This is a genomic window from Gemmatimonadota bacterium, from assembly GCA_026706845.1.
Lineage (GTDB): Bacteria > Latescibacterota > UBA2968 > UBA2968 > UBA2968 > VXRD01.
In genome coordinates this window covers 15,194-29,547 of the sequence record JAPOXY010000227.1, presented here as the reverse complement: position 1 = coordinate 29,547, position 14,354 = coordinate 15,194, and the positions used below count along the sequence as shown (strand labels likewise).

At 48.1% G+C, this 14,354-nt stretch carries 12 protein-coding genes; 7 read left to right on the top strand and 5 right to left on the bottom strand.

All coding sequences use genetic code 11. The features are described 5' to 3' along the window. Positions 1–516 precede the first annotated feature (516 nt). From OXG87_20560 to OXG87_20545, 4 genes are all read left to right on the top strand, one after another. Positions 517–2,802, top strand: coding sequence for a tetratricopeptide repeat protein (locus OXG87_20560; GenBank protein ID MCY3871948.1), 2,286 nt, complete (start codon positions 517–519; stop codon positions 2,800–2,802). A 14-nt stretch (positions 2,803–2,816) separates the two neighbouring features. Beyond that, positions 2,817–3,773 (top strand): hypothetical protein, encoded by a 957-nt coding sequence (locus OXG87_20555; protein MCY3871947.1) that lies wholly within the window; start codon positions 2,817–2,819, stop codon positions 3,771–3,773. Positions 3,774–3,843: 70 nt separating this feature from the next. Beyond that, a complete protein-coding gene (locus OXG87_20550) occupies positions 3,844–4,758 on the top strand; it encodes a TlpA disulfide reductase family protein (GenBank protein MCY3871946.1) in 915 nt (304 codons plus the stop codon). 24 nt (positions 4,759–4,782) lie between these two features. Then, the gene (locus OXG87_20545; protein ID MCY3871945.1) at positions 4,783–5,484 is read left to right on the top strand and encodes a helix-turn-helix domain-containing protein; all 702 of its coding nucleotides are present in this window, start codon (positions 4,783–4,785) and stop codon (positions 5,482–5,484) included. A 212-nt stretch (positions 5,485–5,696) separates the two neighbouring features. Here OXG87_20545 and OXG87_20540 read toward each other — a convergent pair whose 3' ends face one another. From OXG87_20540 to OXG87_20530, 3 genes are all read right to left on the bottom strand, one after another. Continuing rightward, positions 5,697–8,252 (bottom strand): ABC transporter substrate-binding protein, encoded by a 2,556-nt coding sequence (locus tag OXG87_20540; protein MCY3871944.1) that lies wholly within the window; start codon positions 8,250–8,252, stop codon positions 5,697–5,699. Positions 8,253–8,335: 83 nt separating this feature from the next. After that, positions 8,336–8,776: a DUF5069 domain-containing protein gene (locus tag OXG87_20535; protein MCY3871943.1), complete on the bottom strand. Its 441-nt coding sequence runs from the start codon at positions 8,774–8,776 to the stop codon at positions 8,336–8,338. Positions 8,777–8,868: 92 nt separating this feature from the next. After that, a complete protein-coding gene (locus tag OXG87_20530; protein MCY3871942.1) occupies positions 8,869–9,378 on the bottom strand; it encodes a hypothetical protein in 510 nt (169 codons plus the stop codon). A 168-nt stretch (positions 9,379–9,546) separates the two neighbouring features. Between OXG87_20530 and OXG87_20525 the strand changes: the two genes are divergently transcribed. The 3 genes from OXG87_20525 to OXG87_20515 all read left to right on the top strand — a co-directional run bounded on the left by OXG87_20525 (position 9,547) and on the right by OXG87_20515 (position 12,639). Then, on the top strand, positions 9,547–10,479 hold the full coding sequence (locus tag OXG87_20525; GenBank protein ID MCY3871941.1) for a DUF368 domain-containing protein: 933 nt from the start codon (positions 9,547–9,549) through the stop codon (positions 10,477–10,479). Positions 10,480–10,557: 78 nt separating this feature from the next. Next, complete coding sequence (locus OXG87_20520; GenBank protein ID MCY3871940.1) at positions 10,558–11,451, top strand: NAD(P)-dependent oxidoreductase; 894 nt, start codon at positions 10,558–10,560, stop codon at positions 11,449–11,451. Continuing rightward, the gene (locus tag OXG87_20515; protein MCY3871939.1) at positions 11,452–12,639 is read left to right on the top strand and encodes a M20/M25/M40 family metallo-hydrolase; all 1,188 of its coding nucleotides are present in this window, start codon (positions 11,452–11,454) and stop codon (positions 12,637–12,639) included. Positions 12,640–12,715: 76 nt separating this feature from the next. On the opposite strand, the gene OXG87_20510 is transcribed toward OXG87_20515, so the two are convergent. Then, on the bottom strand, positions 12,716–13,567 hold the full coding sequence (locus tag OXG87_20510) for a response regulator (GenBank protein ID MCY3871938.1): 852 nt from the start codon (positions 13,565–13,567) through the stop codon (positions 12,716–12,718). A gap of 14 nt (positions 13,568–13,581) precedes the next feature. Continuing rightward, complete coding sequence (locus OXG87_20505; GenBank protein ID MCY3871937.1) at positions 13,582–14,280, bottom strand: Hpt domain-containing protein; 699 nt, start codon at positions 14,278–14,280, stop codon at positions 13,582–13,584. Positions 14,281–14,354: the final 74 nt, after the last annotated feature.

Here is a 14,354-nt window from a genome sequence, read left to right as displayed (position 1 = left end):
GGGGGATGGCGCCGGACACTAATTTATACAAGTAAGTTACAAAGTCAATCTGTATGTCAAGCCATTATCAGCTAATAATCACCGTATTTTACCGTTATTGGCTTTTACAGCCATCTTTAGTTATGTAGTCATAACTTGATGATCAATTGCCGATTGTAGCAAGTTATGGATAATGCAAGGCTTATGAGCAACGTGGTGAGAAGCTAAACACCAAAAGATTTGATGATAAACTAATCTTCCAGCTTAATGGGAAATCGCGCGTTGAAGATAACCCATTCAAGCATCCCAAAGCCGTGTGGGACGCGTTGCAATGGCTGGCGACCACGTATTATGGGACTCGCATAGGAGAGATCAGTCTAACAAATCCCGATGTGTCCATTCGGAAAGCGTGTAAGTGGTGGTACAAGGGGCACCAGAGCGATATAACAATGAACAAGTACGAGGATTGGTACACCACTAAAGTTGGTCACAAGACCCATTGGCTAAAAAAGCACATCGGAACAGGGAGCAGTAGGGATGCGCGCTATACCATACGGATCGCCTTTGATTGGGACAAGAGCAAGAAGCGCGTCGTTATTGGTTTCATCGGCCAGCACCAACAGACAGACGCGACATGAGAATGTGAAAGCCAGCCCTTTTTTTGAAATTCCTTGGTATAATTTGTTCAGAAATTATATTCCTACACGCCGATTTATCTTTAATTATGGATTGTCTGATTACACCCAGACCGAGGTTATTGAAATGAGTGGTCTATCAAAATGCCTGTGGCTTTTGATTCTCATACTCCCTGGGTTTTCTGCTGGTAGTGAGTTGTTGCGCCGTGCAGAGACCTTTTATGCGAACAAAGATTATCAAAGCTGTATCCAGACAGCAGCAGAAGTTCTCAAAGCAGATTCTTGTTCTGCCCAGGCCCACACTCTGATTGGTAAAAGTTTTGGGCGTTTAGGACGATTAAACTTAGCTGATGAACATTTTCAGCAAGCTATCCACTGCGATAGTTTATTTGCCGAAGCGTACTATGGCCTGGGGACCGTTGCTTTTTTTCAGAATAATTATGAATCGGCAGCAAAAGGACTTGAACGGGCGATGGGTCTGGGTTTGCACACGCCAAATGCTTATCGCAATCTTTCTGCGATATACATAAAACAACAGAAGTGGGTACTGGCACGGGAAATTGGTGAAAGAGGATTGGAAATTGATCCGGATAATAGTGAGATAAAAATAAATCTTGCGGCAATTTATGAGGGACTAAAATTATATCGAAAAGCGATTGAGCTATCAGAAAGCGCATTGAAGAATAGCCCTGAAGATGTTCACAATAACATTGCGCTTGCAGTGCTAAACTTAAAAGTAGGGTTTTTTGATCAAGCTCTTGCGATCCTTGATCGGGTTGAAGAAAATCGTCGGGCTATACGAAGAAAAGGCGAAACCCTCTTTTATCTGGAGAAGTTTGAAAACGCGTTCCCCTACTTAAAGCAAAGCATTTACGCTGACCAACTCGGAAACAAAAAGCAACATCCTGATAAAGATATACTTCTTATGGTAGCTGAGACTTTTTATGAAATCGGTCAAGTGGATAGTTCTAAATTTTATTTTAATATGCTGAAGAAAAATGCCACAACTAAGATAGACATCGATTATGCAACGCACGCCCTTGAGAATCTGAATCAGGACAAGGGCGGTGAACGTTTATTTGTATCCCAGGTGCCATTTTACGCTCAAGGGCGAGGTGTCACTTGCCTTAAAGCCGCAATTTTATCTGTGATGAGATATTGGGACGGTGCTGAAAATCAGGCCGAAGATTGGTTGACGCTGGAAGACCGGGTTGAGGATAATCTGTCAGCACTTTACGCACTATCAGAGGCATTTCCCGAACTGTCTATTCACTATTTTAATTGGGATTTCGAGCAAATAGAAGAAGCCCTCAAGTCAGGATGTCCCCCTGTTGCTTTGATAGCTGATCAAGACCCAGACCTGAGTCATACTGTAACCGTTGTTGGGATTGATTATCAGCGCGATGTCATTATTGTCAATGATCCTGCAATCCACAAATTGCACAAACTTCCTCTGGCCGACTTTCAAGAATATTGGAAGCGAGGAAGAAACGGTATCTTTCTCGTACTCCCCAAACAACGAGAACAAGACATATCTCTGGTGCCAAATAATAGGGCAAATCCGTTGTCACTTTTATTGGTCGGCTATGGCCGTTTTAAGTCGGAACAGTTCGTCACGGCATCAAATTACTTTGATCGATTTTTGAAACTCGATACACCCTATTTTTTCAAGATATTGTTGGCAGATGTGTATATCAAAATGGAGAAACTGACTAAAGCAGAACAGGTGATTCAACAGGCGATTCAACAGCGTGGAGATGATCCTGTTGGATGGATGAGTCTGGCACGTATAGTAGATAGAAAGCACGAATACAAAAAAGCAAAAGAACTGTCTCAAAAAGCCATCAATCTGGCAGATGGAAAATATCAAACAGCACATTTGGTGCTGGCTTTGAGTTATTTTTCTGATGGAAATAAAAAAAGTGCGCTTGAATATCTCAACAAAGCACTAACGCTGTTTCCAAATCGTGGGGCCAAGAATTTTATGATTTACTATTGGCTCGGGGTTGTCCAGTTTTCTATGGGAGAAGTCAATGAATCTCTTGAAAGTTTTCGCAAATCCGCAGAATTGAGAGGGGGCTATTCTCCTGCCTGGACTGCAATCAAATTGGTCTCTGAAGTTAATGGAAAGCGCATAGAAAAGGCTGAAGCAGATAAATTGCTCTCCAGGCTAATGAATCCTGAATAAAGAAGAGAGAAATCATGTGTCAGTTTCTATCCTATGCTTCGCTTATCCGTTTGGCACAGGCCATAAATTGTACAATCTCATTTCTCGTTCTTTTTCTTTTTCAACCGCTTCAGGCCAGCGATATCGCAGTGTCCAATTCCCAGAGCAACCCGGACCTGATTCGGGAATGTGCCGTGCTATTGGCCGTTAGAGACACACTAACTGGTAATGCGACGCTAAACTGGAGCGATAGTATTGATATTGCACAATGGGAAGGTGTTAGCGTTGCAGGGACGCCAGCACGCATCCGGGCATTGGAACTTAATGATAAGGGTCTGACTGGCAGCATCCCACCTGAATTGGGCAACCTTACCGGGCTGGAGAGGTTGCTCCTTCACAACAATCAGTTGACCGGCGACATCCCGCCTGAGTTGGGTAATCTTGCAAATCTGAAGAAACTGGCCCTCGCCAACAACCAGTTGACCGGTGTTATCCCACTCGAACTTACTAATCTTGACAGCCTGACGGGATTAGCCCTCCAGAAAAACCAGTTGACTGGCAGTATTCCACGCGAATTGGGTAGCCTCACCAGACTAACAGGGTTAATCCTCTCTGATAACCTGTTGACAGGTACCATCCCACCTGAACTAAGTCGTCTTGCAAAACTGACAATGCTGACTCTCAATAACAACCTGTTGGCTGGCAGCATCCCACTGGAACTGAGTAGTCTTGCGAAATTGAAGATATTGGCCCTCAATAATAACCAGTTAATAGGTGATATTCCATTAGAGTTAGGCAGTCTTGGGAATTTGACGCATTTGCTCCTCCACCATAATCAGTTGAGTGGTGCTGTCCCAACAGAATTGGGCAATCTTGCAAAACTGACGCATTTGACGCTCATTGGCAACCAACTGACCGGATGCCTACCGTTCGATGTAGATAGAATCAATAGCTTAACCATCAAGAGCGACTTGCAGGTTTGTCCGCCATAGCGTCAAATTTTCTGAAAATCCGTTGATGCTGTGGGCTATTTGTAAAAATTCATCCTTTGGAGGTTTTCTTATGTTTTGCCAACGTATTTTGTGGATCGGCGTGTGCGTGACGCTGGTGCTCTGTTTTCAGGGTCAGGCAGTTATTGCTCAAGAGGCATCGTCAAAATCGTTTTATAGAAGCAGTTTTTATCCACGGCTACCTGATTTTGAGCCTTTAAAGAACCTGAATCTCAATAATCCAAAAACAGCTATTCTTCAATTGGGAAGCTCACAACAAGATCTTACATTTTTCTGGGGTCAAGAAAAAAATAAAAAAGAGACGTTTTGGATTATCAATCGAACAGATGAGTTTACCACCATAATGAGTGGGTTTATGAATGCTAAATTAGACCGTGGCGTTTTTCACGGAGAGGTCGATTTGAAAAGTCTAAACTACACAATTTCATCAAATGTCCTGGAGATTCAAGTGTTGCCAGAGCAAAATGTACTTATGTATCGCACAGAAAAAGACCTTACGCTAAAAGATTTACTTACGACCCAGAAGAAAAAGCCAGGGAGAGCAATTGGAGATGTATTAGGAAATTTTTTGGTCGAAACACTCGATGGAGAGCAACTTCAATTGGAGGAGCTAATAGGCAAGATAGTTGTAATCAATGTGTGGTTTACGACCTGTCCACCGTGCATTGAAGAAATTCCTCATTTAAACCAGTTGGTGGAAAAATATCGACATGACAGTTCTTTTGTATTTTTGGCCGTAGCAAAAAATAGCAAAGAAGAACTGGCTACCTTTTTAAAAAATCGCTCTTTTAACTACATCCAGGCATTGTCAAATAGTGATTTTGATACATTGCTGGGCGGATCTTATCCGCGCAATATCATCGTTGATAAAGGCGGCGTGGTTGCATATGATCGAATTGGGGGAAACAAGCGTATTTATGAGGAGCTTGACGACGCCATTCAAGAACTAAAAACAAACCAACGCTAGCGCACCATTTCTCCAGGAGGCACTATGGACAAGCAGAAAATTTTGATTGTAGATCATGACCTGCTTGTAATCTCAGAGCTTGCAGGATTCTTGTGGGATGAACCCTATGAAATATGCCTGGCAGGATATGGGATAGAAGGTCTTGAAATTTTAAGACAAGAGGAGATTGATCTTGCTGTTGTTGAGCTACATGTAGAGGGTATAGATGGTATAACGCTATTGAAGCATGTGAAGGAGGAAAAAATTCAGACAGCTATGTTGATCATGACGAGTTTGAGATCTGCAGAATTGGGCGAACAACTGATCAAGGCTGGCGCTGCAAGTGTATTTGACAAACCAATAGAGAGAGAAGTTTTTTTGACACAGGTCAAAAGATATATGCCTCCACGAGATATGTGGAAGACCAGATTTGAAGTATTTTTGGAGGAGTATTACAGCAATCCAGATCTAAAATTTGAAGACGTCATGCGCTATTTCCGATTTTCTAAGTCGCATGGTTACGCATTGTTCAAAAAACATTTGGGCAAGACCTTCCGTGAAGCATTGAGGGAGATTAGAATTGAAAAGGCAAAATTATTGATTGAAGAAACGCCATTGTCAATTTTTGAAATTGCAGCACACTGTGGTTTTCGTTCATCATCGCGTTTAAACGAAGCTTTTAAGAGATTATATGGTCTGTCTCCTCGTGCTTATCGAAAAAAAGAGGACATACGCGTAAGAAATTAGACATATAATGCAAAAAAGTGGACGTACGCGTAATAAATCAGACGTACGCGTAATTTTTTGCTGTTGAAATTGTGGTGGCAATTGTGTTATTATTTGAAAACGTGTGAATACAAACTCAGGAAAAGCGCAACGGCTGCGGGATGTTTTCTGGATCTTTCCAGAAAAATTAGGGACCGGTCCTCCCTTCCCGCAGCCTATTTTATTTTTTTTACCTATGGATTAAAGACCTCAAATTTGCCATTTCTGACGATCAAGATGATCGGGTTGTAAATCGCGTCTCCTTTGGCGTCGAAAGAGAATTTGCCTAAAATTGTGTCCAGGTTTGTGATATGCGCCATTGCGTCTCGAATTGCCTCTGAATCAGTTGATGGAGCAGCGGCGATGGCGTTTGCGAGGATATAGACGGTGGTGTATGCTTGTGCGACGAATTCGTCTGGTTCGGAATGGTACTTCGTCATGTAATTTTCGACAAAGGCGCGATTTCCAGGTGTGTCAGCCAGGCTGCTCCAGGATGTAATGCTAATCGCCCCTTCGGCGGCGGCACCCGCGCGTTGTACATTGCCTGTGGTCAAAGACACCGTGATAAAGTGAACTTCGGCGGGGATACCGATTTGCCGAGTCTGGATCAGAACTGCCTCCTTTTCCACGGGTAATGCGGAGAGGAAGATGGCGTCTGGATTCGATTCTTTTATTCGGGTTAATTGTTCCGAGAAGTCGGTGTCGCCGGTTTGGAAAGTTTCTGAGATAATCACTTCGACGCCATTCTGTTGGAGTGCGTCTGTAATCGCCTGATGATTGCTCTGGGAAAAGACATCATCACTTTGATATATGGCAGCGACTCTCTGATAGCCGAGTTTCTCATGTGTAGTCTTAACACTAACGGGCACGAAGCGATCTACGGTAATAATCGTGCGAAAGACAAAATCGCCTATTTCGCTGAGGCCATGGGCGGCGGCGGTCGGGCTAATCGCCACGATCCGATTTTGTTGGGCAATGGGAAAAGCCTCTCGAGTCGTAGTTGAGGCGAACGGGCCGATGATGACAGATATGCCATCTTGATGAATCAGTTTATTATAAGCTACAATTGTCCCCGCTGAGGTGGTCTCATTGTCTTCTATAATAAACTCGATTTTCGTTCCGCCGAGTAGCGGTGATTGGTTGATTTCTTCGCGCGCGAGTTCGAGACCATTTTTTATCGCAGGGCTAAGTGTCGCAAGATGGCCTGTCAGAGGCAGGACGACGCCAATGGGTATTTCTTTTCTCTGCGGTGACGAACTGAAGACTTCGAGTCTGCCATTTCTGACGATCAGTATAACCGGGTTGTAAATCCCATCTCCATTGGCGTCAAAAGAGAATTTGCCCAGAATTGTGTCCAGGTCTCTGGTTTTTGCCAGGGCGTCTCGGATGGCTCTTGAGTCAACTGATTGGGCATTGGCGATGGCGTTTGCCAGGATATGGACGGTAGCATAAGATTGTGCGGTGAATGCGCTGGGTTCGACACCAGCTCTCATCGTGTAATTTTCGACAAAGGCGCGATTTCCCGGGGTGTCAGCCGTGCTGGTCCAGGCGGTAAAACTAATCGCTCCTTCGGCGGCAGCACCTGCGCGTTCTATTTCGCCTGGGGTCAGGGTCTGCGTGATGAAGTGGACTTCGGGGGGAATACCGATTTGCCGCGTCTGGATCATAATGTCATTCGCTTCTGTTATCGGTAGCGCAGAGAGGAAGATGGCGTCTGGATTCGATTCTTTTATTCGGGTTAATTGTTCCGAGAAGTCGGTTTGACCAACATGGAAGGACTCTGTTATCAAAACTTCGACGCCGTTTTGAAGGAGTATTTCTTTGATTATTGCGTCGCTATTTTGGGCAAAGACGTCGCCAGCCTGGAATATTGTGGCTACTTTTTGATAGCCGAGTTGCTCATGCGTGGCCGTGACGCCACGGGGTATGAGCCAGTTAACCGTGAGACTGGCGCGGAAGAGGAAATCGCCCATTGCGCTAAGGCCGGGAGAGGCCGAGGTTGGACTAATCGCCACGACTTCGTTTTGTTGGGCAATGGGAAAAGCTTCTTTGGCATCACTTGAGGTGAATGGACCGATGATGACGGATACGCCATCGCGATGAATCAGTTTGTTATAAGCTTCAACAGAGCCTTCTGGGGTGCTGCGGTTGTCTTCTGTGATGAATTTTATTTTTGACCCGCCGAGTAGCGATGAACGGTTGATTTCTTCACGCGCGAGGTCGAAGGCAGCTTGAAGCAATAGACCACCCGCACCGAGTTGGCCCGTCATTGGCATGACGATGCCAATGGTAATTTCTGCTGGGAGACCTTCTAATGCTATCTGTGCTTTCTCGCCGATGGGCAAGTTGAGCCGTACTTTGTCGCCTTCGTTAATTGGAATGCTGGTCCAGGATCCGATCTCGATTCCGTCCTGTGAGGCGCGCGCTTGATAATAGCCATTGCCCGCTGTGATCTCTATCCGCGCACGACCATTCTCATCGGTCATGGCTGACCACTGATAATCTGCTTTTTGTCCCGCAATAGAACGCGCAAATTCTACTTTTGCACCGCTTACGGGTGCGTCATCCTGCTGTACAGTAGCTATGATTACAGCGTGTGACGCATTTTGTTGTGCAGCTAATTTGCTCAGGGGACGGCCAATTTGTTCGTTTGTCCCTATTTCTGACTGCGTTACGCGCTCACCGCCACAGTTCCATATTATTCCTGCGGCGAGGGCTATTGCGATTATACTGCGAATATTTTGCAACATGGAGATCTCCTGAAAGCGGTATAGAGAAAATCCCAGAATGAGAAAAATCATTCTGGGATTTTTGGTGCGAGATGGATGGGTGTCTATCCCGTCAGTTGGGCGTGAAACTCTGTCCAGTCATCGAGGTTGTTCAGGTTGACGGCGTCGAGAATTGTGCCGTCGTCGTCAATGCCCGCTGCACCGAGGATGGCCCCGCGGACATCGTCTGCGTGATTATAGCCCTCAATTGCGGCGTTGAGTTCTGCAACGGCATTGCTGTCGAGGCTGCCGCCGCTCTGTGCGATAACCCATGCTTCGAATTCCGGATAGGAGGGCAGATTTTCGGTGAGATAGGCGACGGTGGCATCGCGGTCGAGGCCCAGACCATCGAGTACCATCTGGTCGTAGCCCAGTCCACACTGGTCATATCCTTCTTCGAGGTTGCCCGTGGCGCCCAACAGGACTTTGCTCCACAGGCGAGGTAGATGGAGTACGCCCGCTGGTCCTGCTACACCTGAACTGATGAGGGGGATTGTTCCTGCCATTTCTTACTCCTTTTGAATATGGTTCATCGACCAGCACGCGAATGATTGGGGAGGTGCTGGTGCGATTTGAACCGCGTTTTGAAAATGCCTTTTTATTGTGCCAAAGTACCTTTTTGATCTTTGTTGAGTGTCCATGTATCGACTACACCGTTTGAATATGTTACGGTGAGTTGTGTGCCGATGAATTCAAATTTCGTTCCGTTGTCGTGGGTGAGTGTGACGCGCGCATCGTCGGAGGAGATTTGTCCCGTGCCATTCTGGGTGGTTGTGTCATAAACTACATCTGTGCTATCTGTTTCTACCGAGCCGATTCTGAGTTTGGATTGATATGTAAATGCCGTGCCCTGTAGATCGTATAAGCGGTCAATGACTCTGATGCTCTGTCTGTCGTCCGTTAAGGAGAGATGCACTTTAGCCTGGGTGGGTGCGGTTGGAAACCATTCGATGAGGCCGCTGATTTGCGGGCTTTGGATGATTTCACCCTGCGCGGCTTTGCGAGATTCCAATAGCCAGGTTCCGCGAAGCTCTGCCTGGTATTTCGTGTCGTCGCCACAACCAATCAGTAAGGCACAAAAGACGAGTGTTATAGATGTGCGCCACATAAAAATCTCCTGTTAAAACATCGATGCAAATAGAATCCGTCATGATCCCGCCGCGAACAATAAAAAGGGAATCATTGTGTTGTCAAGGACAAACTGTTGTGTGTCGTTGGTTCTCGTTCTATATTTTGGAATGCTGTGATGTTTTTTTTCATAGGGAGAATATTTGAAATGGAAGAGATGGCGCACGGACCAAAGCGGTCTTTGAAAAGCTATTTCGGTATTGCGCTGAGGGGCGTGTGCATGGGGGCTGCCGATGTTGTGCCCGGTGTGTCGGGGGGCACTATGGCGCTGATTACGGGGATTTATGAAGAGCTGATTCTTTCGATTCGTTCTTTTGATGCGCGATCGGCACGGCTTCTGATGGGGTTGCGTATAAGAGATTTGCTCGATTATGTGCGGTGGCCTTTTTTGTGCGCGCTTGTCGCGGGGATTCTCGTTGCGATTTTTTCACTGTCGCGCGCGATTACTTATTTGCTGGACAATGAGCCTGTTTTCCTGTGGTCTTTTTTCTTTGGGCTGGTGCTGGCATCTGTTTTTACGGTGGGTAGGCGCATCCCACAGTGGAATTTGAGGATGTTTTTGGGTGCTGTTGGAGCGACGCTGGGCGCGTATTTTTTGGTCGGGTTGGTGCCGGTTGAAATGCCGCACAGTCCGCCGTATATTTTTTGTTCTGCTGTGGTTGCGATTTGCGCGATGATTTTACCCGGTATTTCCGGGTCCTTTGTGCTGGTTTTGCTGGGGCAATATCCGTATCTTCTCAACGCGGTCAATACGCGCGATCTGTTTACAATTGCACTATTTGGTGCAGGTGCTGTGGTCGGACTGATGGCTTTTTCGCGCGTTTTGAACTGGTTTTTTCGGCATTATCACGATTTGACGATTGCGCTGTTGACCGGGTTGATGCTGGGGTCGCTCAGGAAGATCTGGCCGTGGAAAGAGACGGTGGAGACAATGGTCAATGGGCACGGCGAGGTGGTGCCTCTGGTGCAGGTGAATGCGTTGCCCGAGGTGTGGTCGGGCGAGGTGATGGGGGCAATAGGATTCGCGCTTTTGGGGCTGGTGCTTGTGCTCGTTCTCGAGCGTTTGGCCGGACGCAAGTAGTTAGTTCTTGACAGGCGAGGGATTTGGAAAATACATTGTCACGAGATTTTTTTTCATCCTTAAACTATCGAGGTAGATATGGCAAATTCAGATTACAAAATTGGCGTGGTTGGCGTTGGTCGAATGGGCGCGAATATTGCGCGACATCTCAACGATGAGGGGTTTTCGGTCGAGGCGGTGTACGATATCCGCGCAGAGGTCGCATCGGATCTCGCCAGCGAGTTGGGTTGTCAGGCACATACGGAACTCGCGGGTGTGACGGCTGCTGCGGATTATATTATTACGGTTGTGACAGATGACGCTGCAATGGGGACTATTTATGCCGGGTCTGGCGATAGTCTGCTGCAAGGTGCTCAGGGCAAGGTTTTTATCAATTGCGCGACGATTACGCCACAGATTCACGTGGATGTGGAAGGTCTTGCAAAACGGGCGGGTGCAAATAGTTTGGAGGGGTGCATGGCCAGCAGTATTACACAGGCGCGTGAAGGGACGCTGTATTTGATGTGCGGCGGTAAACGCGCTGTTTTTGACCAGGCGAGTCCGATTCTCGAGTCTATGAGTACAAATTTGATCTATATCGGCGAAGCGGGGCAGGCCGCGCAGGTCAAGGCACTCGTCAATATGGTTATGAATATCAATACCGCTGGTCTGGCAGAGGGGCTGGGGTTGGGTGCCGCGCTTGGCCTGGATTTGAATATGCTCATGGAGGTGTTTTCACAAACGGGGGCAAATTCCCGCGTGCTGGAGACCGATGGGGAGGATATGGTCATACGCGATCACGAGTGTTATTTTTCGGCCGATCATGCGGCGAAAGATTCGGGGATTGCGCTTTCGCTCGCTTATGACGCGGGTGTCAATCTGCCATTGGCAGAGGCGACAAAGGCCCAGTTTGAGCTTTTGAAAGAGAAGGGTAAGGGCGATTTGGATAAATCGGGTGTTGCTGAGTTGACTTTCCCGGGGCGGGATGATTAGGTGATACAGACACGAGATCTCATAGCGGCTATTGACCGGGAATGGGTGGCTGAGCGGACTTTGGAATTGGTCGATATATACAGTGTTACGATGGACGAAGCCGAAGTCTGCCGCGCGTATTGCGATATGATGTGTGGGATTGGTCTGGATGTGGATGTGCGGGAAGTTACTCCGGGGCGGAATAATCTCTACGTGCGCATCGCGGGGCAGGGGGATGGTCCTTCCCTGATGCTCAATGGCCATCTCGATACGATTCCCGTGGGGGATTGTCCGCCCGCTCGTCGCGAGGGCAACCGCGTGTACGGGCGGGGGTCAACCGATATGAAGGGGGGGATGGCTGCGGCGTTGGGTGCTGTTAAGGCGCTCATGGAAAGTGGTGTGGAATTGCGGGGTGATTTGTGGCTGACGGCGGTTGTGGGACACGAGGAGATTGAGGCGCAAAAGGACGGGCCGCTGGCGCTGATTGCCGATCGCAATAGTGGTCGGATTGGCGGGGATCGGATCTTGATTGTCGAGGGCCGCGATGCGCTGTGGGTGATGAGCATGGGGTCGATGGTTTTTACTATTGACCTTGAATCGGATGCTGGCGGCAAGCACACGCAGTACGTGCCTTTTGAGGAGAATCCGATCCGTTTTGTGGGTGCGCTGATTGAGCGGATCCACCAGTATCAGCTTGAACTCGACGACGGACCAGCACACGCGCTTGCAGGTGCAGAGCGGATCGATCTGGGTATTGTCAACGGGGGCGATTATTTTAATCGCACGCCCCTGTGTTGTACGCTGACCGGGACCCGGCGCTGGTTGCCGGGGCGCACTGCGCCACAGGTGTTGGCGGAGTTGGAAGACCTGGCGCGGCCATTTGCCGAGGCGGGGAAGTTGCGCCTGCGGGTTGAGATGGAGCACGAGCGCGAGCCTTTTGAGACCCTCGCCGACGATGCGGCAGTGCAGGCGGTTGCCCGGGCGCATACACAGGTGACGGGTCAGGATGCGGAGCTGGTGGGGATGCGGATTGTGGGGGATGCCAATTTATACGTGCATGGGACGGGGGTGCCGACTTTTTATTACGGTCCCTCGAATGAGACGGCACACGCAGATGTGGAGTGGGTAGAGGTGGATCGGTTGGAGAAGGCAACGCAGGTGTACGCGTTGGCTGCGGCTGACTATTGTGGTCTTGTGGGAGAGAGATGATAAAGGTGTGAGGATTTTACCATACAAAAGACAAAAGGGTTGTACAATGAGTGTACAGCCCTTTTGCTTTTTTCAGTTATCTATTGGTGTCTTTTGGGAGGTCGAGGTATTTGACAAAGGCCACTTCGTTGCGCGCTTCGTTGTAGATCAATTCGTCTGCGCTGGTTTTGACCATTAACAGGCCAAACCCACCCGGGCGCAACCCCCGGTTTTCTCTGACGCTCATGTGGGCGATGGGATCATCGGGGTTGTTGAGGGCTGCATGTTCGAGTTCCTCCATGTCAAAGCCCGATCCGGGATCTGCTATGCGGAACATGAGCATGCGTTCAAAGCGGAGAAATGCGATTCGAACCTTTTTGCTCGGGTCGAGTTGTCCGCCCCATTCGATGGCATTGGCGAGGAGTTCGTAGAATGACATCGCGATGGTTTCGCGGAGATCTTCGGGCAGACCGGCTTCTAATTGCATCACGAAATTGCGCATCCGTCCCGCTGATTTTTGATCGCAGGGCACCAGAAGTTCAACCCAGTTTGGGGTTGCCGATGTCACTTCGATAAATGTTTCCTGGCGGCTTGCACTGAGGCCATCCTGGACGAGGCGTGTCAATTCCTGTGGATCTATGGGTTTTGGGATATAGTGGTATGCCTGTTCGCGGATTGCTTTGAGGAGGGTGTCTGAGGTGTCATCGGAGGTCATGACGATGACTGGCGGGGGTGAGGGCAGGGTTTTTACTTTTGACAATAATTCCAAACCGTTGAGTCCGGGCATCCATATATCTGTAAGGAGCAAGTCGAATGGCGTTGTGGCGATTCGATCATAAGCCTTTTTTCCATCGGTTACTATTTCTGTTGTGTATCCGGCGTCTTCGAGTATGGCTTCTACCAGTACTCTGGTTGGGCCGTCGTCTTCAGCGATTAATATTTTGGACATGTTCGGTGCTCGGTTCAAAAGGAATATGTGAGTTCTTTGAGTGCGTTTTGAACTGCGGATAACTCGCGTTCGAGCGTTTGGCAGGTTGCGGTGGCCTGGCTCAAGTTGTTCGTTTTGCCCATTTGCTCTAGTGCGAAAGCTGTTTCATATGCTGCTTTGGCATCAAAATTGGCCACGGAACCCTTCAGCGCATGGGCTGCCTGGCGCAGGTCTTCGGGCGATTGCTGGTCAATTGCCCGGTGCAATGCGGCGATCTGATCGGGTAATTCTTCCAGGAAAACATCTATCATTTTTTTTAATATTTGCTTTCTTCCACCTACCCTTGTCATGATACGATTGATGTCAATAGGAGGTGTTTGGACATTTTCGGGCTGCACATTCAGATTTTGCAGGACGGCGACGAGTTGGTCTGCGCGGATAGGGCGGATTAGCGTTGCTGTAGCACCTGCGTTGAGACAGGGTTGATCGTGTTTTTCGTGTGATACGAGACCAATAATAGGAATGTCCGATTGCGCCCGCGCAATTTGTTGTTCAATATTTTCACACTCATCTATGTCGATCATCGCGAAACGGTAAGACAGGGCTTGTTCGGGCAGTTCGGGAACTGCGACGACCTGATAGCCCTTTTGCTCGAGGATCGCGTAGAGCAGGTGGCGATGGATGGGGTTGCGGTCTATTATGAGCGCGTCGCAAGATTTTGTGAGATCGGCCATCGAGTCTGACTCCGGGAATGTATCCGTAATATAATAGGTACAACAGATTGGCGGTTTATGTCAACCACAATTGT